This window comes from Algoriphagus sp. Y33, from assembly GCF_014838715.1.
GTDB lineage: Bacteria > Bacteroidota > Bacteroidia > Cytophagales > Cyclobacteriaceae > Algoriphagus.
In genome coordinates, this window is sequence record NZ_CP061947.1 from 3,084,450 (window position 1) to 3,104,503 (window position 20,054).

General features: G+C 41.5%; 16 protein-coding genes. 7 read left to right on the forward strand and 9 right to left on the reverse strand.

Going from position 1 to position 20,054, the window contains the following annotated elements:
* The first annotated feature begins 258 nt into the window (after positions 1–258).
* On the forward strand, positions 259–2,817 hold the full coding sequence (locus ID165_RS12390) for a mechanosensitive ion channel family protein (protein ID WP_192351032.1): 2,559 nt from the start codon (positions 259–261) through the stop codon (positions 2,815–2,817).
* 39 nt (positions 2,818–2,856) lie between these two features.
* Here the strand turns inward: ID165_RS12390 and ID165_RS12395 are convergent, their stop codons facing one another.
* Positions 2,857–3,048, reverse strand: a complete 192-nt coding sequence (locus ID165_RS12395) for a cold-shock protein (protein WP_057935595.1) — start codon at positions 3,046–3,048, stop codon at positions 2,857–2,859.
* Between the two features lie 88 nt (positions 3,049–3,136).
* Between ID165_RS12395 and ID165_RS12400 the strand changes: the two genes are divergently transcribed.
* Positions 3,137–3,625: a histidine phosphatase family protein gene (locus ID165_RS12400; RefSeq protein ID WP_192351034.1), complete on the forward strand. Its 489-nt coding sequence runs from the start codon at positions 3,137–3,139 to the stop codon at positions 3,623–3,625.
* A 616-nt stretch (positions 3,626–4,241) separates the two neighbouring features.
* On the opposite strand, the gene ID165_RS12405 is transcribed toward ID165_RS12400, so the two are convergent.
* The 5 genes from ID165_RS12405 to ID165_RS12425 form a co-directional block, all read right to left on the reverse strand.
* Positions 4,242–4,973 carry an SDR family NAD(P)-dependent oxidoreductase gene (locus tag ID165_RS12405; RefSeq protein ID WP_192351036.1) on the reverse strand — a complete coding sequence of 244 codons (732 nt, stop codon included), beginning with the start codon at positions 4,971–4,973 and terminating at the stop codon, positions 4,242–4,244.
* A gap of 11 nt (positions 4,974–4,984) precedes the next feature.
* Positions 4,985–6,382, reverse strand: coding sequence for an ATP-dependent protease ATPase subunit HslU (gene hslU / locus ID165_RS12410; RefSeq protein WP_192351038.1), 1,398 nt, complete (start codon positions 6,380–6,382; stop codon positions 4,985–4,987).
* Positions 6,383–6,488: 106 nt separating this feature from the next.
* The gene (gene lon, locus ID165_RS12415) at positions 6,489–8,969 is read right to left on the reverse strand and encodes an endopeptidase La (RefSeq protein ID WP_192351040.1); all 2,481 of its coding nucleotides are present in this window, start codon (positions 8,967–8,969) and stop codon (positions 6,489–6,491) included.
* 328 nt (positions 8,970–9,297) lie between these two features.
* Complete coding sequence (locus ID165_RS12420) at positions 9,298–11,904, reverse strand: ABC transporter permease (RefSeq protein WP_192351042.1); 2,607 nt, start codon at positions 11,902–11,904, stop codon at positions 9,298–9,300.
* Positions 11,894–12,235: a PadR family transcriptional regulator gene (locus ID165_RS12425; RefSeq protein ID WP_192351044.1), complete on the reverse strand. Its 342-nt coding sequence runs from the start codon at positions 12,233–12,235 to the stop codon at positions 11,894–11,896. Before ID165_RS12425 ends, ID165_RS12420 begins: the two co-directional genes overlap by 11 nt.
* Before the next feature lie 314 nt (positions 12,236–12,549).
* On the opposite strand from ID165_RS12425, the gene ID165_RS12430 reads away from it, so the two are divergent.
* A complete protein-coding gene (locus tag ID165_RS12430; RefSeq protein ID WP_192351045.1) occupies positions 12,550–13,473 on the forward strand; it encodes an NAD-dependent epimerase/dehydratase family protein in 924 nt (307 codons plus the stop codon).
* A gap of 2 nt (positions 13,474–13,475) precedes the next feature.
* Here the strand turns inward: ID165_RS12430 and ID165_RS12435 are convergent, their stop codons facing one another.
* Entirely contained in the window at positions 13,476–14,510 is a 1,035-nt protein-coding gene (locus tag ID165_RS12435) for a hypothetical protein (protein ID WP_225587113.1), read from the reverse strand.
* Between the two features lie 193 nt (positions 14,511–14,703).
* Complete coding sequence (locus tag ID165_RS12440) at positions 14,704–15,861, reverse strand: hypothetical protein (RefSeq protein ID WP_192351049.1); 1,158 nt, start codon at positions 15,859–15,861, stop codon at positions 14,704–14,706.
* A gap of 263 nt (positions 15,862–16,124) precedes the next feature.
* Here ID165_RS12440 and ID165_RS12445 point away from each other — a divergent pair, with 263 nt between their 5' ends.
* From ID165_RS12445 to ID165_RS12455, 3 genes are all read left to right on the forward strand, one after another.
* Positions 16,125–16,577 (forward strand): carboxymuconolactone decarboxylase family protein, encoded by a 453-nt coding sequence (locus tag ID165_RS12445; protein ID WP_192351051.1) that lies wholly within the window; start codon positions 16,125–16,127, stop codon positions 16,575–16,577.
* Positions 16,578–16,601: 24 nt separating this feature from the next.
* Complete coding sequence (locus ID165_RS12450) at positions 16,602–16,955, forward strand: YciI family protein (protein WP_192351053.1); 354 nt, start codon at positions 16,602–16,604, stop codon at positions 16,953–16,955.
* Between the two features lie 78 nt (positions 16,956–17,033).
* A complete protein-coding gene (locus tag ID165_RS12455; protein WP_192351054.1) occupies positions 17,034–18,278 on the forward strand; it encodes an RNA polymerase sigma factor in 1,245 nt (414 codons plus the stop codon).
* Between the two features lie 179 nt (positions 18,279–18,457).
* On the opposite strand, the gene ID165_RS12460 is transcribed toward ID165_RS12455, so the two are convergent.
* The gene (locus ID165_RS12460; protein ID WP_192351056.1) at positions 18,458–19,039 is read right to left on the reverse strand and encodes a uracil-DNA glycosylase family protein; all 582 of its coding nucleotides are present in this window, start codon (positions 19,037–19,039) and stop codon (positions 18,458–18,460) included.
* Positions 19,040–19,261: 222 nt separating this feature from the next.
* Here ID165_RS12460 and ID165_RS12465 point away from each other — a divergent pair, with 222 nt between their 5' ends.
* Complete coding sequence (locus ID165_RS12465) at positions 19,262–19,846, forward strand: DUF4136 domain-containing protein (protein ID WP_192351059.1); 585 nt, start codon at positions 19,262–19,264, stop codon at positions 19,844–19,846.
* Positions 19,847–20,054 lie beyond the last annotated feature (208 nt).

Genomic DNA, 20,054 nt, shown 5'->3' on the forward strand with positions numbered 1-20,054 from the left:
CGCGGCGGATATGGTGAAGTCGAAAATTGCAACGCGGTGACTGATTTTGAAGCAATTATTGGTCGCAATAACTTGTACGCCGTGGCGTAGAAATGCTAATGCATAATGCGGGTTTAATACCCGACAATATAGAACACGCATCCTTGTAAAGAAAAGAATTGACTTCAGCAGGATGAGTTACTCCATTCTACCTAGCTTGATACCCCACGGCTGCTCATTTAGATCGATTTTCCATATATTAAGCCCAAATTTGATTTTATGAAGTGCTTTTTAACATTATTGGTTCTTATTCTCGCTGTTCCCTCCTTTTCGCTAGCCCAAGGGGAAGGGGACAACTCAAATAACACCACAGCAGACCCGATTGCCGAAACTTTTGATACCCTTTTTAATTACACCGATTCTGTAAATATACCTGCTAAAACAAGTAAATCCGCCGGAACGATACTTCACCAAGTCATAAGTAAGGTGCAACGCTACGCTTTTGACCTGAATGGACTAAACCTAGTACTCTCTGACCAATTGGATACTGCAGAAATGTCTGAAAAGCTGCCGGAAATCCATCTAGCGGCTAAAATGATAAAGAATAAGACTGAAGCGGACTCACAATACCTCAATCATCGCTACTTGGTAGGCATGGAGAACCTGGTATCTACTATTGGGGACTTAAATAACACCTACCAAAAAAAAATCCAAGAAAGAGTCGATAAGCTCTCTGAAGTAGGCAATAGGTTGAATGCCATAAAGTCTGACTCTGTTTTTGCCATGACCCTTCGGGATACTACGCTGGTCCCGGCTATCAACAGCGAGCTCAACATGTTAAAAAAATCTTTGCGGACAGTTGATAGTATTTATCTGGAGCAGGAAATTGTTACCGCACGATTTCAAGCCAGAGTTTCCGAAAACACCTTAGTATTTCTGACTTTGAACCAATACCTGTCCCAGAGCAAGAAGAGGCTCGACAGACTCTATTGGACCAAGGAGATCAATTACCCTTGGGAACCTATTAATTATCCTGAACTAACCAATCTGTCTTCTGTAGCCATAGACTCAGTTGGGCTCAATGCAAAACTGATGAAAGCGTATATGGTACGGAGCGGGTACGTTTTTTTAATATGCAGCATTATACTGATTCTTATATATCTCAAAATCAAATCCACAATCAACGAGATAGGCAAGCAAAAAGAGTTTGCCTCCCTTATTCTTGACCGTGTCAAATATTTCAAAAGACATACATTCTCCTCCACCTTACTAATTCTGCTTCCTATATTTTTGATTATATTCAACAGACCGCCCTTGGTTTTTATTTCAATCCTCTCGTTTTCCATGGTGGTGGCTTCAAGCCTTCTTGTCAAAGAGCAGTTTGGTGAATATTTCAATAAAATCTGGTTTGCCTTTCTTCTCCCCTACTTACTATTGGCACTTACCAGTTTGAATTGGAAAGTAGTTTACCAAGAAAGATGGTACATACTTTTATCTTCCTTGCTTTTTCTGGGAATGGGGGTTTTACTTTTAAGGCATACCATTGCCGGTAAAGAGAAATACCATACGCTGATAAAGTACCTCGCTGTATTTCTGATAGCGATAGAAGGATTTGCATTCATAGCCAATGTTATGGGGAGGTTTAACCTATCAAAGACCTACTCTGTCACAGGAGCCATCCTATTCTATCGTGGTATAGGGTTATTCCTTTTTGTCAATGTATTTCTAGAAGCCATCTATCTTTTTATAGAACACAGCAAGAAAGAGAATGATGTATTTACCTCCTATTTTGACTTTCAGGACTTGCAGAAGCGAATGAAAGGTTTTCTATACATATTTGCTACTGCGACATGGGTATATGGAGTAATCTGGCACCTGGGGTATTTTGACGAAATCTATAATTGGTTCTCGGAATTTCTGCGTCAAGACCGTACACTTGGAGACACTGTATTCCAGTTCGGAAGTATTCTTCTTTTCATTATTATACTCTATGTGTCTACATTTTTGGCAAATAACATCGCCTACTTTGCTTCAGTCAAAGATCAGAAAACGGCAACTTCAAGAAAACAACGATTGGGAAGTTCCATCCTTCTAATCCGTCTGGCGGTGTTGGTTACAGGTTTTTTTATAGGGATGACCGCCGCCAAAATCCCTCTCGACAAAATAGCAATCGTGTTGGGAGCTTTGTCGGTAGGTATTGGTTTTGGCTTGCAGACAATTATAAACAACCTGGTGTCAGGGGTGATCCTAGCTTTCGAACGTCCCATTCAGATCGGGGATGAAATCCAAGTAGGCGTAAATGCAGGTACGGTCAAAGATGTAGGAATACGGGCAAGTAAAATCCAAGCATACGACGGTTCCGAAATAGTGGTCCCCAATGGTGACTTGCTATCACAAAGCTTGATTAATTGGACACTTTCGGATAAAAAGCGAAGAGTAGAACTGATTATTGGAGTAGGATACGGATCTGACATGAAGCTGGTGAAATCCGTGTTAGAAGAAGTGTTGACAAGGGACCGAATACTTAAAGCCCCTTCACCACGTGTCTATATGCAAACTTTCAACGATAGTTCTGTGGACTTTCGAGTGCTATTTTGGGTAGAAAGTATAGATATCTGGATAGATGTGAGGGGCGAGGTAATGAATGCTATTTTCGAGAAATTCGCTGAAAGCAACATTGAAATTCCATTTCCAAAAAGGGATCTTTATCTAAAAAGTGTCCCTTCCAATTGGCAGGAAAAAATCTCAAAACCCGGAGAAGACATAAGTCCGACAACTCCTGATTCTAAGCTAAAAAGCAATTCTGATGATGAGAATAAAAAATCCTCTGAAGATTAGTCTCCAGAGGATTGATTCTCGCAAACAAAAAAGATTTTATTAAGCTCTTTTTACATTGACAGCATTTGGTCCTTTTTTGCCATCCTTGATGTCATAAGTAACTTTGTCATTCTGTGCGACTTGATCCACCAAACCGGTTGCGTGTACGAATACTTCGCTTTGAGACTCATCGTCAACGATAAATCCAAACCCCTTGGCTTCATTGTAAAATTTTACTGTTCCGGTAAACATAATAAATTGTGATAAATTGGAATTGAAAGAGAGTTAAATGTAAATATTCGATTAAAAAAAACAAAATAATCATTCCTGTTTTCAGAAAATGAAGAAAATAATATTGGTCAGACACGGAAAATCCGCCTGGAACAACTCTAATTTGAGCGATCACGACAGACCTTTGGCGGTTAGGGGCTTGAATGATGTGCCTAAAATAGGGTCTCGATTAAGGGAAAAAGAAATTTTCCCCGACTTGATCTTAAGCTCCACCGCCACAAGAGCTTCCCAAACAGCCGAAATACTCGCTAAAGTATTGGCTGTGCCTAAATCTAACGTGGTATATGATACTAATCTCTACCATGCATCTTACAGTGTTTTGCTGAAATGCATTCAAAAACAAGACGATTCCCATGAATTGATCTTTTTGGTAGGACACAATCCCGGAATGAATGATTTCATAGCGTATTTCGGAGGAAACTTGGACAATCTCCCCACCTCAGGACAATACGGGTTGCTCCTGCATACAGACCATTGGAAAAACCTACGTCCTGAAAACTCAACATTCTGGTTTGTTGATTACCCTAAGAAAGGGTGATAAAGTAGGGTATGGTGGAAAGCAAGTAGTAAAATATGGTGAGAAGCGAGAAGGAATTAGTGGTCTGGTCAGTTGCACTTTTCCAAAGTTTCGAACTTTGGAAAAGCCATAAGGATACAAGATTGTAATAGCATACACCTGCGAAAAACTCAGCATACACCTGTGGTTAAATCTGATGAGAACTGATCAGTTGCAGTGTGTCAGTCTTGAGCATCGATGTTCGGGACATAACATCCAGACCAACAAAAAACTAAATGCCACCTCTGTAAAAAAACTTGGCTACTCAAAAAAAGGCTTCGACTTTCATGCCTTCGGCAGACTGGCTGCTACCGATGACAGAATTTAAATAAGTATGCAAATGTTGTGTCAGTCCGAGCGAAATCGAGGCCCCTTCGTACTTCCCGACTCTCGTCGGTCAGGTGCTCAGGGTGACCCCAACTTTGTTCCTAAATCCCTTACAGTCATTATTCTTTAGTGAGTTCTAAATTTATTTTTGTTACTCAACCAGACACTTCACGTTCCATCAAAATAGTAGCAGACGAATGGTTAAAACCAGCTAGTTGCGACCTCCGCGAAAAACGCTGTACCCACTGTGGTTAAATCGCAGTCCCAGTAGCTACATCGGCAATTCAAAGCTCCTGACATCCTGGATTACTTCCTGAAACCCGCTTTCATTTTCCAGCATGTACTTGATCTTTGACGCTACTGATTCCGGTGAAGCAAGATCCCCATTCTCCTTGTAGTTTTTGAATCGCTCTATTTGGGGAAAATCCAATCCATCAGCCTGTCTGATTTCACCCTGCATCCGTGTATCTACTATTCCCGGGGCAACACTAAAAAACCGTATCTCTTCATTTTCTTTAGCCGCTACTTGGGTAAACATTGCCAACGCAGCTTTGGTACTACAATATCCTCCCCAGCCTTCTACCGGTTTGGAAGCAGCCCCGGAACTGATATTGCAAATAATCCTTTGTGCTGCAGAATTCTTGAAAGTCGACACAAAAGCATTCATCAGATACATGGGAGCCAGCACGTTGACATTGAGTTGAATTCTCAGACTGTCCAATTGAAGCTTACCAACAGGCTTGATCTCCCCTATCAATCCCGCGTTATTAACCAGTATAATTTCCTTGTAATCTCCTGAAGGGAACAACTTAGGAAGTTCAGTTTCCAATAAATCAATCTCACCAAAATCAATGCTGATTTCGGTGAGATTGGGATTAGCCAGTCCAAGTTTGGTTCTGGAAATGCCTATGATTTCAAACTCATCATGTTGCAGATAAGCATCTAGAATAGCTCTCCCAAGTCCCTTGCTATGACCAGTAAGTATAAGAAGTGATTTCTGCATGATATTGAATTTTATAGAATGTACTGGGACAGATCTCTGTTTTGTACAAGGGAATTCAATCGTTCTGCTACCATTTCCTTGGTTACCATAATTTTGGAATTGGCAGTAATGGTATCAGGCACATCAAACAAGAAATCATTGAGCAGATGACTCATGACTGTGTGAAGTCTTCTTGCCCCGATATTCTCCACTTCCTGATTGATCAGGAATGCCAATCGGGCGATCTCCTCGATAGATTCGTCATTGAATTCAAGATACACTTCCTCTGACTCAAACAGTGCTTGATATTGCTTGGTAAGAGCATTTTTGGGCTCTCTCAAAATCCTTGAAAAATCCTCCTGTGTCAAGCTTTGCAACTCTACCCTGATAGGAAATCTTCCTTGTAATTCCGGAATCAAATCCGAAGGTTTTGCCACATGGAATGCTCCTGCTGCGATAAATAACACATGGTCAGTATTAATCACACCGTATTTGGTATTGACCGCCGATCCTTCTACAATAGGAAGCAAATCCCGCTGCACACCTTCACGGCTCACATCAGGGCCACCGCCATTTTTACCGGACTTGGATGCGATCTTATCTATCTCATCTATGAAAATGATTCCGTTATTTTCGGCAAGTTGGATCGCTTCCTCCTTCACTTCTTCGAAGTCAACCAACTTGGACATTTCCTCTTCAAGCAAAATCTTTCTTGCTTCAGAAATACTAACCTTTCGCTTTTTGGTTTTTTTAGGCATCATGTTGGAAATCATATCCTGAAGACCTGCCATACTGGCATCATCCATCATACCGTTTCCAATCATCCCTACGCCCATCGGCGAACCGGCTTTGACGTTTATTTCAATTTTGCGATCATCCAATTCTCCGTCACGAAGCTTCTCTCTGAATCGCTCACGAGTTCTTTCGTTTAATTCCGCATCATTGCTTGGCTCAGCATTCTCATCGGTATCTACAGAAATAGCACGTGTAAAACCGGCACTTTTCACCGGTGGAATCAAAATATCCAAGATTATTTCCTCCACAGCTTCAGTAGCTTTCGCTTTCACCGACTCATTTTTCTGCTCTCTCACCAATGCTACCGACTGCTCCACAAGATCCCGTACCATACTCTCCACATCACGCCCTACATAACCAACTTCTGTGAATTTGGAAGCTTCCACCTTTGTAAAGGGTGCATTGGCTATTTTTGCCAATCTTCTGGCAATTTCAGTCTTACCTACTCCGGTAGATCCGATCATAAGGATATTGTTCGGTACGATATCTTTTTGGATATCGGACTTCACCATCAGTCGGCGAATTCTGTTTCTCAGGGCAATAGCAACGTTCCGTTTTGCGTCATTTTGCCCAATAATATATTTATCCAACTCGGCGACGATTTGTCTCGGAGTCAGCGAAAGTATTTTTTCCATGATGTTAGGTTAAAATGTACCCAGACCGTGGTGGTCACTCTAGGTCTGGGCTTTAATTAGGTATGTTATTTAAAGGAAAGTATCTCCCAAAAAGGAAGCATGTATCCTATTTGTTATCTTTTCCGTTTTCTGACTGCAGATTGAAATGCAGTGGATTTTCGACCTTAGTCTTGAGCAAGGCAATCTCCAACACCTCTTCCACCTTATTCACAAAATGGAATTCCACACCTTTCACATATTGCTCATCGATTTCCTCAATATCCCGTTTGTTTTTACTGCAAAGGATGATTTCTTTGATTCCTGCTCTCTTGGCAGCAAGTATTTTTTCCTTTATCCCGCCCACCGGCATTACTTTTCCGATCAAACTGATCTCACCGGTCATGGCCACTTTGGCTTTCACCTTTCGCTGGGTAAACACCGAAGCCATCGCAGTGAGCATGGTGATGCCGGCTGAAGGCCCGTCTTTTGGAACAGCTCCCGCAGGGACATGTATATGAAGGTCATATTGGTCAAACACTCTATGATCGATCCCCAATCTGTCAGCTTTGGATTTCAGGTAGGATAACGCCGTCATCGCCGATTCTTTCATCACATCGCCCAACTGCCCCGAAAGTGTAAGTTTTCCTTTTCCTTTGCTCAGGCTAGTTTCAATAAACAAAATCTCACCACCCACACTTGTCCATGCCAAGCCTGTAACTACTCCCGCGATACTATTATCCGTGTATGATTCCTTGTCGAATATTTCAGAGCCCAATATTTTCCTGACAGCAGCAGCAGTGATTTTGGGACTGTACTCCTCTTCCATGGCAATGGATTTGGCAATATTTCTCACTACTTTTCCTATCGCTCTTTCCAAACTTCTCACGCCGGACTCTCTGGTATAATCTTCGATCAATTTTACCAAGGCAGCCTTGTCAAAGGTGATTTGCTTGGATTTCAACCCATGTTCTTTTCTCTGCTTAGGCACCAAGTGACGCTTGGCAATTTCTACTTTCTCTTCTTGGGTGTAGCCGGTAACCTCGATGATTTCCATACGGTCACGCAATGCAGGCTGAATCGTATCCAGTGAATTGGCCGTAGCAATGAAAAGCACTTTGCTCAAGTCATATTCCACTTCCAGATAGTTATCCAAAAAAGCGTTGTTTTGCTCCGGATCCAGCACTTCCAAAAACGCAGAAGAAGGATCTCCCCGAAAATCAGAGGAAAGCTTATCAATCTCATCCAGCACATACACCGGATTGGAGATTTTTACCTTTTTCATATTTTGGATGATCTTCCCCGGCATTGCACCCACGTAGGTCTTACGGTGACCACGGATCTCCGCTTCGTCGTGCATGCCCCCAAGGGACATTCTGATATATTTTCTTCCCAGCGCAGCTGCAATGGATTTCCCCAGAGAAGTCTTACCTACACCCGGAGGTCCGTACAAGCAGAGAATCGGACCTTTAAGGTCATTTTTCAATTTCAATACTGCCAAGTATTCAATGATTCTTTCCTTGACTTTTTCTAACCCGAAGTGGTCGCCATCCAAGACTTTCTTGGCATGGTTCAGATCAAAATTATCTTGGGTATACTCGTTCCAAGGCAATTCCACCATGGTTTCTGCATAATTGAGCGCTATGGGATATTCAGCTGCAGAAGGGTTGATTCTAAGGATTTTATCCAGCTCTTTTTCAAAGTGTTTTTTCACTTCAGCCGGCCAGTTTTTCATAGCTCCGCGAACTCTCAAATCTTCCACTTCTTTCTCGGGTCCCTCATCACCAAGCTCGGTCTGTAGGACTTTCATCTGCTGACGAAGGAAATAATCCCGCTGCTGCTGATCAATGTCAGTATGGACTTTCTTCTGAATCTCGGATTTCAGTTCCAGCATCTGGATATCCTTCATCATAAATTCAAGCAAAAGTGTCGCCCGCTCTACTCCATCATTTATTTCCAGCAGACGCTGTTTTGCTTCTACCGGAGCATTGATATTGGAGGAGAGAAAATGGGTAAGGAAAGGAGTATTGTCGATGTTATCCAAAGCAACCTGGGCTTCGCGTGGAATCTCCGGGTTAAGGTGAAGGATACGTGTGGCAGACTCCTTTAGGGATTCTTCAAGTGCCTGGATTTTCTTGGAGCTCTTGGGAAAATTCTCTTCCAAATACTCCGCCTTCGCTATGAAATACGGGTCGTCAGTGATCTGTTCACTGATTTTGAAACGCTTTTTACCCTGAATAATAATCGTGGTATTTCCGTCCGGAAGCACGATCATTTTGATAATCTTGGCAACTGTACCGAATTGGTAGATGTCCTCCCATCCCGGATCGTCAATATTAGGATTGATCTGAGCACACACTCCTATCATTTTGTTTCCTTTTTGCGCTTTCTTGACCAGACGGATGGACCGTTGTCTACCGACTGTAATAGGGATTACTACCCCGGGAAAAAGGACTGTGTTTCGTACTGAAAGGATAGGAATCTCTTCATCCATGATCTCCTTTCCTTGTGCATCATCCTCTTCGTCGGTAATCAGCTGGATCAGATCTCCCTCACCGGCAAACTCACCGACCATCAAGTTTTGAAACACAGAATTTTCGAATTGGCTCATATAGACAGAATGACAGCCGGGCTGTCTGTTTTATGCTAAAATAAAAGAAGAACCTTCAAAATACGAAGGTTCTTCCTAAAAGGTCAAGGTGCATGCCAAAGGGGGAAGTGGTCAGAATGGCAGACGTATTCCCTGAATTATGCTGGATTTATCCAGTAGATCATCATAATTGAAGAAGTCATGTACAGTTTATCTTCGGAAACAGACAAATTGAAGAGACCATCTTAATGGCTGTCCTGAAGGGATATTACGGATATCATGTAATGTATGTTTTGTTTAGCACTCATTAGTTAATGCCGAAAGATGCATTTCCCATGCTCGCGAGTTCCTACTCTGCTTTCAAAATCGCGGCTGGGTTTGCCTTCACTATTTTCCAAATCTGTGTACTAACCGTCACGGCAATTACCAAAAGCAGAATTAACAATCCTAAACCGACAGGAATTACTCCAACCCCGGCATGGAAAGCAAAAAAGCTGTTTAAAAAGGCAGAAATCAGTACAATTGATATCCCCGTACCCAAAACGGAAGCTATCCCCCAAATAATTAGGTATCGCTTGGCAACCTTTATGGATAAATCACCCATAGCGGCACCAAAAACCTTTCTTACACAGAAATCCTTGATACGTGAGCCCATATTCAGCGACACCAAGCCAAACAGACCCAATGCAGCCAGGATAACGGCCAGGATAGCTGAAAACAGGATAATAGTACTTACTCCTTGTACATCTTTTTTCTCTCGATTAAATACTTCTGTCTGCAATCCCCCTGTGAATAATCCTTTTGGGACAGTTTCATGCCATATTTTTTTGACTGCTTCTATAGATGATGCAGCAGTCCCGGCGCTCATTTTTAAGGTGAGGTAGTTGAAAGTGGTGTCCTGAGAAGCCCGAATCACCATGGGCTCAATTCCATTTTGGAAGAAAACAGTATGAAAATCCTCCACCACTCCTACTACAGTATAGCTAGAACTATCCAACTCAATCTTTTTCCGGACAGGAAACTCCAATCCAAGCTGATCGAGAAATGTCTGATTTACAATGACCGACTCTTGCGTATCCGAAATCAGCTCCGGATTAAACATCCGACCTTCCTTCAGTTTCAAATCCATTACATCAGGATAGGTAGCTTCTGCATTCAACAGCATGATTTCATACGTTTCTTCCTCATAAACCAACTCATCTTCCCGGATCCAACTACCTATGTAATCCTGGCTTCCACTGATTTCATTGACTGATGCAAGTACTGAAAGTTTGTTTTTGAGAGGCAAATAATCCTCCACGCTAGGTACATTCACAAAAATCTTATCCCCACTGTCATATCCCCAGTCCCGGTTTGCATTGATGTAATTTGTCTGGACAAAAGCCACTCCGGCCACAATACTGATGATCGCAAGGGTAAACTGGAAAGTCAGCAATACGCTGGTAAAGAAACTTTTGCTTCCAATCTTCTGGTTGCCTTTAAGGATGCTGATTGGCTTGAAAGAGGAAACATAGATAGCAGGATACAATCCGGAAACTAGCGTAGTAAATAGAAGCATCCCTCCCAAAAACATCCAGACATACCGATCATTAAGCAAATCAATTTTGAGGTTCTTAGAAGCGATATCGTTGAATCCCGGAAGGAAAATAAAACCTGCAAAAAGACATCCCAGCAAAATGGCAAAAAAGCAGACCATAAGGTTTTCGCTCAGAAACTGAAATACAAGCTGACTTTTCCTGCTTCCGATCACCTTTCGTACCCCTATTTCTTTCAGCCTTCTCGAAGCCATCAACACGGATATATTGATGTAGTTAAATATTGCCAAAATCAGAATAAAGAGCCCTATAGCTCCAAGAAGAATCTGCGGAGCCAATCCCAAAAAATCCCTTACTCCATTTTCAATTTCACCTATTTTATAGACTAAATCCGTGTAGGCAACTACTTCCAATTTTTGGTAAGGCTTCTCAGGATTAATCTGGTTTTGCTGCTTTTTCAGTACGGCTAAGCCGGAATTCAGTACGCTTGGATTGGTACCTTTTTCCAATTGGACAAACGTCCACAACTCTGATTCCCAAGCATCTTTAAGCGATAAATTAGCACTAGAAGATGGATGTGTCTCAATATTTACCAAAAGGTCAAAATTGAACATATCCATATCTTTCAGATCAGCCAAGACACCACCAACTTTATAGAGTTTTTCTTGCCCATTGACCACCAAAGAAAGTTCCTGGCCTATGGGATGTGTATCTCCAAAGAGCTTTTCAGATAGCCCTTTCGTTAAAATCACCTGATTTGGCTCCCTCAAAGCTCCCGGATATCCGTATTCCATCCGGTAAACAAACATGTCCATAAATGCAGGATCTACAAATAAGGAACGTCCCCTGTAGCTCTCATTATTTTGAATCAAAATGGGGAACTCCCTAGAGACTCGTGTATGCTTTTTCACGTGGCTCAGTTCCTCAGGGATAAACTCAGAAATCGGTTCTGCAACAGCTCCATACGTCACCAAGCCATTTTCACCCTCAGCAGTATAGGTCAGCTGATAGATCTCATTTTTATTCGGTTGAAGCATACCCTTGAACCAAATCTGGGCAATAAACAAGTAGGCTACCATACAACAACCGACCGCACAGGCCAGTCCAAACACAGAAATGAACGTCGTGCCTTTTTGCTTAACGAGATTCCTCCAGCCGATTTTAAAATAATTCTTTAACATAGCTCCTTGGTTAAATGACTGATAAGTGGTTTTTGTACGTCTGATATTGCCCCACCTGAAAAAACTGAACACATGGATAAGAAATCGGAACTTGGCGTACCTTAAGCCTTTTTCTTCCAGATCCAGATAGAAAAGTTCATGCGCATCTCCCTGTATCTGCTCCAATCGGTCGGGATTGCAGTAGAATTCCAGAAAGCGATCCGGCCATCTGGGAGGTAAATGTTTGGATTTAGTATCCATGGGAAAAGTCCAAAGCCAATGGAGGAAGTTGATCAAAAAGTTTATTTCTCAGATTTTTGACTTCTTCGATAGCCGATCTGCCTGTAGCCGAAAGTGTAAATAACCGCTTTCGCCTTCCACCCCTCTCTTCGGTAGCACCTCCCATATAGGATTTCAAAAAACCCTTTTCTTCCAATCTGTTCAAAACTGTATGAATTGCAGAAATATTGACTTTCCTACCCGTTTGATTTTTGATCTCTTCCAATACAGCGACTCCATAAGCCTCTTGATCCAAGATCCCTACTGTCAGTAGAATCAATTCTTCTAATTCTCCCAAATGATACCCTTTCATAAGTCCCTTTATTATATTTACAAATATAAATGTAATACATTATTTTCATATTTGTAAAACAAATGAAAGGCAAAATTTCAAGGCTATTTTCTTTGAGCCTGACTGGCAACAAAAGTTCCTCCATCGAAGATCTAATCCGGATCATACCCGCCAGCAGTTTTACACTCACCACCAAAGATTAATAGAAGGATAAACAAACACGGGAAAAATTTCATAGTGAATAACCTATCTTGGGGAATTGAATGTTGACTTTTCAAAAGTCATATACTCAAAATAATGTAGTTTATCCACGTTTGCCTATCAATCCATTTCCCATGTCAGTCCATACCATCCTCGGTGCCAATGGCAACATAGCCAAAATCGTATCTGCAGAACTCGGCAGTTCAGGAATAGCCATACGTCAGTTCAGCCGAACTCCCAAAAAAGTAAACCCAACAGATGAACTGATTTCCGGTGACTTGTTGGATGCTAGTGCTGTGGCTGAAGCAGTAAAAGGCTCAGCCATAGTATTTCTATTGGCTGGTATTCAATACAAATCAGCTGTTTGGGAAAGAGACTGGCCTATTATCATGAGGAATACGCTGGATGCATGCATTGTTCACGGAGCCAAACTGGTATTTTTTGATAATATGTACGCCTGCGATCCCGACCATATTAGTCATCTTACCGAAGAAACCCCGCTCAATCCAAAAAGCAGAAAGGGGAAAGCAAGAAAGCAAATCTTGGATATGCTATGGGCTGAGGTGAAAAGCGGAAAAATTTCCGCTATTGTGGCCAGAGCCCCGGATTTTTATGGCCCCGATGCCAGCAATTCCGTGTTGGATGAACTGGTAATCAAACGAATGAAAGCCGGTAAAAACGCACAATGGCTCTATTCAGGAGATAAAAAACATTCCTTCATCTATATACCTGATGCAGGTAAAGCTACGGCATTTTTGGCCTTGCAGGAAGATTCCTGGAACCAAACATGGAATTTGCCCACCGATGATTCCTATCCTTCGGTAAAAGAAATTGTAGAAATGACCAATCAACAACTTGGCACCAAGCTCAAATTGCAAGTGATGCCGGCTTGGCTAGTCAGTATCCTTGGGCTTTTTATGCCGGTGATGAAAGAAATCGCCGAACTTCGCTACCAAACAGATTCAGACTACTGCTTTGATTCTTCGAAAATTGATAAAGCCTACGGACTCAAGCCTACAAAGATGAAGGAGGGATTAAGGGAGTGCTTGAAAAGCTAGTGCTATTCATTCGTTAATTTCAATTTATATAGAATGATCCCATCGTCCTCTGTTTCAGATAAGCCGGCGACTTTGGACACGACCAATTCTCTTTCATTATTCACTACCATCGGGTAATTGCTGGTAATAGGAAAAGGTACATTTGTGGCTAATTGATTAAAGTCCTTGTCGAAAATTGCGGCGTAATAAGGATCTTTTTTGAGTGCCCCCACCCCATATCTGGTGGATGGATCAAGCTGAGCTAACTCTTCTTCTGAAATTCCGCTGTGATAGATAACTAAATAATAGTCTCCTACTGCAAATATATTACCCAGATTTCCAGGTCTAATTTTCCTGATTTCTTCAAAAAACTTCTCAGGCTTATCCATTGGCACAGGTGTATAGCCTACCCAATCCGGGATAGTAACCTCTACAGTCTTTGAATAGACAAACTGATCTTCTTCCTTATTGTACACATAAAATTTTGGCTCAATTCCGATACTGAGAAGCAACTTATCCTTATCAATAGTATAAACAGGCATAAGAAACCCGTGAACTTGATTATCGAATACTTCGGAGGTTTCAGGTAATCTGAGTGCGCTTAAGGTATCTCCGGTGGTTTTATCCTGAGATTCAATGATCGGAAGATCATACATAAGCTGAAACATATTTTCTTCTGCATGATTGGCCATCAATGAATTTGGAACTGGCTTTGGATAATAGATTTTATTACCCGATTCGAACAAGCCCAGCTTTGGATTGGGAAGAAAAACATCATAGTCATAGGGCAAAGTGATTTCGCCAATTTTGGTAGAATCCTGAAATCTGAAGTAGCCCTTTTGAAAATCAAAGATAGTCACGTCTCCATTAAAATACCCAAGACTTACTGCACGGCCCACTACATCTATTCCGTCCCGATTGAATTCATTGTGATTTAAAATCTTACCCTGCCAATCTACTTCAAGATATTCCCTAGGCTCTTCTGTAGCAAGCAAATACTTCTCGGTCTTTGGTTCATAGTCCAGCAATTTCATTTCCCCAAGATGATCTATCTCCACCGAATCAGTGATTTTTAAAGAAAAAGTGATTGGTGCGTTCCCCGATTGAGTTTTTTCTGCGCAGGAAAAAAAGCTACATAACAGAACAAGGATTGTTATTTGGTTGAAAGGACTTTTCATATGGGAGTTTGGGTTAAAGTAAAAATCTGATTTAATATGCTAATAATAAATTACTTAAAAACATATCAATCCACTATTTCTGCGTCAATTTCAATTTGTAAAGAATAACCCCATCATCTTCTGTCTCGGACATACCTGCGACTTTGGAGACGACCAATTCTCCCTCCTTATTGACCACCATCGGGTAATTGCTTGTGCCGGGAAATGGGACATTTGTAGCCAACTGGTTGAAGTCCTTATCAAAAATCGCGGCATAGTTTGGATTCTTTTTCCGTCGGGCAAGCCCACCGTCATTTGGTTGGCCAAGTTCAGACATCTGCTCTGCTGAAATTCCTTTGTTATAGACAACCACATAATTATCTCCCACCTTAAAGAAGTTGGTCAAATTGCCTGACAATTTCTTTGAAAAACCTTCAAAAAATTGCTCTGCCTTATCCGCAGGGACTGGATCATAGTGAACCCAGCCGGGAATATCCACTTCAACAGTCCTTTCATAATCAAATTTATCACCTGACTGTTTGTAAACATAAAACCTCGGCTCAAGCCACATGCTCAACAGGAGGGTATTTTCAATTTTGGTATATACCGGTATAGGGAATCCATGTACTTGTCCATCTAATAGTTTGGAAGTTTCCGGTAATCTCACCACTCCTATGGTGTCCCGGGTAGTTTCATCAAGCGAACTGAGTACAGGAAGTCTGTACAACTTTCTATAAAAGTCTCCTTCATCCATATTCACCGCAAATGTCTCTGGCCAAAGTGATGGAAAATAAGTTTTGTCCTTATCTCTAAAAACTCCAAGCTTTGGGTAAAACATGAATATTTGGTAATTATATGGAATAGGGATTTCACCAACTTTGGAAGAATCCACAAATTGATAGTACCCACTGGTTTGCGTCAAAACTGTGACCATTCCATCTACATATCCTAAGCCCAAGGATGTCTCAACAGCGTCTATTCCTTCAGGATTGAATTTATTATGATTCAGGATTTTCCCCTTATCATCCACTTCGAGATATTCATAATATACATCCGTAGTCAACAGATATTTGTCTTCATCAGGATCATAGTCGATCAACATCATTTCCCCGAGATAGTCGATCTCAACAGAATCAGTGATTTCCAGAGTAAAGTTTTTAGGAGTGGAGTTACTTTCGGTGCTTTTAGAACAGGAAAAAAGGCTGCAACCTACCCATGTGGAAATTGCCAGTGGGACTATGAAGCGTTTCATAAGGAAAACTTAGAGTTGAAAAATCTTAAAGTCAGCGGAGTACACTTTTCAAAATCATTCTTAAAAAACTACATATCAGACAAATATCCAACTAATTCCTATGCAGCTTAACCCATTTTAACAGAAGGGAATTACGTTTTTTTCTGCGCTATTCAGCGGGAACTATTTCTAAGGCATCAAAAAAACTTTAAAAAAGATTTCGATTTTGTCCAGATCCGAAAATTTGATTGTCATAGAGGTATAACAATCAAAATTCTAATATTATGGAAAAGCGAATTAATTTATTTGAAAAAGCAACAGATGGTCTTAAACCAATCTTTGCAATGGGAGCCTATTTGAAAAAATCAAGCATCGAAAAATCATTACAGGAGTTGGTGGTCTTTCGGGTTTCCCAAATCAATGGCTGTGCGTTTTGTCTGGATATGCATTCCAAGGATGCCCGGGCAGCGGGAGAAACTGAGCAGCGACTGTATGGTCTAAGTGCATGGAGAGAAACTCCTTATTACACAGATCGTGAAAGAGCTGCCTTGGCCTGGGCAGAAGCGATTACCGCAGCCAAAGTTAGTGATGAAGTCTACGCGAAAGTAAGTGGACATTTCACTGAAGAGGAATTGATTGATCTTACACTCATCGCTACTTCCATCAACACCTGGAACCGGTTGCAATCAGCTTTTCCCGTAAAACCAGGCTCTTATACAGTGGGCCAATTCGGTTGATTCAGTAACTTTAAAAAAAATGCTATGGAAGAGTTCTTATTGATATTCAGGAGAGATTTTGGTTCAAAAGAAAGTCAGCCATCTGCAGAAGGTTTACAAAATCATCTGAAGCAGTGGCAGGATTGGTTTGCAAAGTTATCCGCAGAAGACAAACTTTCCCGTCCGGTTCAGCGCTGGGACCGAGAAGGACGAGTTATAAAATCGAAGAATCAGATTCTCAATGGCCCTTATGTTGAGATCAAAGAAGCGATTGGAGGTATGATATTCATCAAAGCCTCCAGCTATGATGAAGCCGCCGAAATTGCCAATGGATGTCCGGTTTTGGAACTTGGCGGCAATGTGGAAATCAGAAAAGCAGTGACACCTGCAGATCATTAATTGTATTGGGGAAAGCGACTTTTAGTAATCGCTTTTCCCCTCTAATTTTATAGAAACTTTATTGTTTAGCCCCAAATCATGTCGGACAAAGAAGACTTACTCCCCCATATATTCCGAAATGAGTATCAGAAGATCGTCTCTGTCTTAATTAATCTTTTTGGAATAGCCCATGTGGAGGAGGCAGAAGATATTGTAAGTGATACTTTTCTATCAGCCACTGAGAACTGGAGCCATCATGGATTACCCGACAATCCTACGGCCTGGCTTTATACCGTGGCTAAAAACAAAACAAAAAATCATCTTAAACGAAGCCTGTTATTTGATTCAAAACTTTCCCCTCAACTAAAAAGGGATTCGCCCTTAAGTGAGGAAGTCGAGCTGGATCTATCTTATCAGAATATCACCGACAGCCAATTGGCAATGATATTCGCAGTCTGTAACCCCATCATCCCGCCTGCATCCCAGATTGCTTTAGCCCTAAATTTACTTTGTGGCTTTGGCGCACAGGAGATCGCCGATGCTTTTGTAACCAATGTAGAAGTTATCTATAAGCGCATTAAGCGGGCAAAAGAAACACTGAAAAAAGCTAATCTTCCGATCATCCAACCGAGTCTAGCAGAAATCTCCCAAAGATTAGAAACTGTCCTAACTACGCTTTATCTTTTATTTTCTGAAGGCTATTATTCTACTTCACAGCAGACCAATCTCAGAAAGGATCTATGTATGGAGGCTATGCGGTTGAATTATATGCTGATCCAAAATGCCGCTACCAATTCCCCAAAGGTAAATGCCCTGATGGCGCTGATGTGCTATCATTCTTCCCGATTTGACGCCCGCACCAATAACCTGGGAGAAAGTGTCTTATATCACGAGCAAGATGAAAGCCTTTGGAACCAAGAACTCATTGAACGTGGGAATTACTTTCTAAACAATGCTGCTAACGGAACCCATCTTTCGAAATATCATCTGGAAGCAGACATAGCAGCCTGTCACACCCTTAAAAGGGATACTCCGGCCAAATGGCAACAAATCTTGCAAAGCTATGATCATCTGCTGCATCTGGAATATTCTCCGATAGCAGCCCTCAATAGAGTCTATGCGGTCTCCAAAGTATCAGGCGCAAAAAGTGCGATTAAAGAAGCAGAAAAACTAGACCTTAAAGACGATCAATTCTATTATTCGCTTCTGGGAAAACTCTATTCTGATGTCGATGCGGAACTCGCCCTCTCGCACTATCAAACTGCCTTAGAACTGGCCCACAACCCCTCTGATAAATCCCTGATTAAACGAAATATGTGGATGCTTAAGAATCAGGAGGATTAAATCTTCTTATTCATTGGTATTTCTACTATAGCTGCGAGGAAGCCTAACACAAAATCCCGGCTAAACGCTTAAGCATATTCGTCTCAATATATCAAGACAAAGCCTGAAATGTAAACCGGAACGCTACCACTGCCCTCTCCTCATATCAGCTAGGCAGAAGTCACGATTACCCAAGGGTATTAAAGTAGAAATGAAGAGACAATATCTCTTAAGGTAGGCACCACCTCCTCTTCAAACCAAGGATTTCTCCTCCTCCACATCAGATTGCGGGGCGAGGGATGCACAAGAGGCAGAACCCCGGGAAGATACGCCTCATAATTCCGCACCGTCTCTGTCAGGTTTTTCTTACTGTTCTTTCCTAAGTAATATTTCTGTGCATATTGTCCAATCAACAAGGTTAATTGAATCTCCGGCATCTCTGCCCTCATACGAGCATGCCAAGTAGGTGCACATTCCGGCCGGGGCGGCATATCTCCGCCTTTGCCCCTTCCCGGATAGCAAAATCCCATTGGCATTATTCCAAATATCTTCGGATCATAAAATTGCTCTCGCTCTACTCCCAGCCATCGACGCAGTTCATTCCCGCTGGCGTCATTCCATGGAGTCCCTGTAGCATGTACTTTAGTTCCCGGAGCTTGGCCTATAATCAGAATTTTGCTTTTGGGATGAATCGAAAAAACAGGACGGGGCCCAAGCGGTAAAAACTCCCTGCATAAAGTACAAGATTGTGCCTCAGCGTTTAATCTCAGAAAACTATTCATCAAACAACATAATTATCATTTTCTACTCATTTTTTAACAGAAAAAGAAAGTAATACACCGTCGACCTGCTTATTATATTGATTTTATAGTAAATTAATGGGCTAGTCAACTGAAATTCAACTTATTACTTCAAACATTTCTATGTTAATTTTAGTTAAATCCATCTAACCACCCGGGTTCGTAATTAGTGAAATACCTTTCAACCACTCATTTCTTTATGCCATGAAAAACACTTACCTCCTTTTTATTCTTCTAATTTTCATTTGTGCGGGATGCTTTTCCTCCAAAGATTATGTGACCGACTACGACTACAATTATCAGGCATCCTTTAAAAAGTACAAAACCTTTGCCTTTGTAGTTCCGACCGAAACAGACACCAGCATGATTTCGCCCGTTTTGAGCGCTACCATCGGGGCTAGATTAGGTTCGCAAGGCTTCAGAGAACATGACACTAAGCCGGACTTGCTGGTGAGTTACAAGATTTTCATGGACTCTATCAGATACCGCGGATATGTCCAGCCGGAATTCGACTATTGGCTAAAGCGTGTAGGAACTGTACCTGAAACAGCCGAGGGCGAACTTGACAAAGAGCAGGAAAAAGATGAGACATACAATCAGGTAAGATATACCCAAAATCAAGGTATGCTCGTAATCTATGTAATTGATAGCAAAAGAGGAAATACAATATGGCAAGGTTACACTGCAGCCAGTTTTGATTCTGATTCCCCAAATTTCCAATCAGACATCACCAGAGCGGCATATCGGGTGATGAATGAATTTAAAGTTCTAAACAGGCAACTGGAATAACAAGCTTGGATTCATGAGTAATCTACTATGCAGGTTGTGTAGTCGTTCCACAGTTTTTTAAAGAAGTTCCAATCCTGTTTTGGAGCTTCTTTTTTTTGTCAAAACCCAATTTATAGGCTCCATTTGCGTCTTTTCAGGACTTTCACCTGAAAATACAACAAATTTACAGTTGTGGCAATTGCTTTGAAACAGGTGATCGAAATACAAA

Excerpts from the sequence above, each read along its gene's own strand:
- ID165_RS12390 (WP_192351032.1), top strand. The coding sequence starts at position 259 with ATGAAGTGCTTTTTAACATTATTGGTTCTTATTCTCGCTGTTCCCTCC.
- ID165_RS12395 (WP_057935595.1), bottom strand. The coding sequence starts at position 3,048 with ATGTTTACCGGAACAGTAAAATTTTACAATGAAGCCAAGGGGTTTGGA.
- ID165_RS12400 (WP_192351034.1), top strand. The coding sequence starts at position 3,137 with ATGAAGAAAATAATATTGGTCAGACACGGAAAATCCGCCTGGAACAAC.
- ID165_RS12405 (WP_192351036.1), bottom strand. The coding sequence starts at position 4,973 with ATGCAGAAATCACTTCTTATACTTACTGGTCATAGCAAGGGACTTGGG.
- hslU (WP_192351038.1), bottom strand. The coding sequence starts at position 6,382 with ATGGAAAAAATACTTTCGCTGACTCCGAGACAAATCGTCGCCGAGTTG.
- lon (WP_192351040.1), bottom strand. The coding sequence starts at position 8,969 with ATGAGCCAATTCGAAAATTCTGTGTTTCAAAACTTGATGGTCGGTGAG.
- ID165_RS12420 (WP_192351042.1), bottom strand. The coding sequence starts at position 11,904 with ATGGATACTAAATCCAAACATTTACCTCCCAGATGGCCGGATCGCTTT.
- ID165_RS12425 (WP_192351044.1), bottom strand. The coding sequence starts at position 12,235 with ATGAAAGGGTATCATTTGGGAGAATTAGAAGAATTGATTCTACTGACA.
- ID165_RS12430 (WP_192351045.1), top strand. The coding sequence starts at position 12,550 with ATGTCAGTCCATACCATCCTCGGTGCCAATGGCAACATAGCCAAAATC.
- ID165_RS12440 (WP_192351049.1), bottom strand. The coding sequence starts at position 15,861 with ATGAAACGCTTCATAGTCCCACTGGCAATTTCCACATGGGTAGGTTGC.
- ID165_RS12445 (WP_192351051.1), top strand. The coding sequence starts at position 16,125 with ATGGAAAAGCGAATTAATTTATTTGAAAAAGCAACAGATGGTCTTAAA.
- ID165_RS12450 (WP_192351053.1), top strand. The coding sequence starts at position 16,602 with ATGGAAGAGTTCTTATTGATATTCAGGAGAGATTTTGGTTCAAAAGAA.
- ID165_RS12455 (WP_192351054.1), top strand. The coding sequence starts at position 17,034 with ATGTCGGACAAAGAAGACTTACTCCCCCATATATTCCGAAATGAGTAT.
- ID165_RS12460 (WP_192351056.1), bottom strand. The coding sequence starts at position 19,039 with ATGAATAGTTTTCTGAGATTAAACGCTGAGGCACAATCTTGTACTTTA.
- ID165_RS12465 (WP_192351059.1), top strand. The coding sequence starts at position 19,262 with ATGAAAAACACTTACCTCCTTTTTATTCTTCTAATTTTCATTTGTGCG.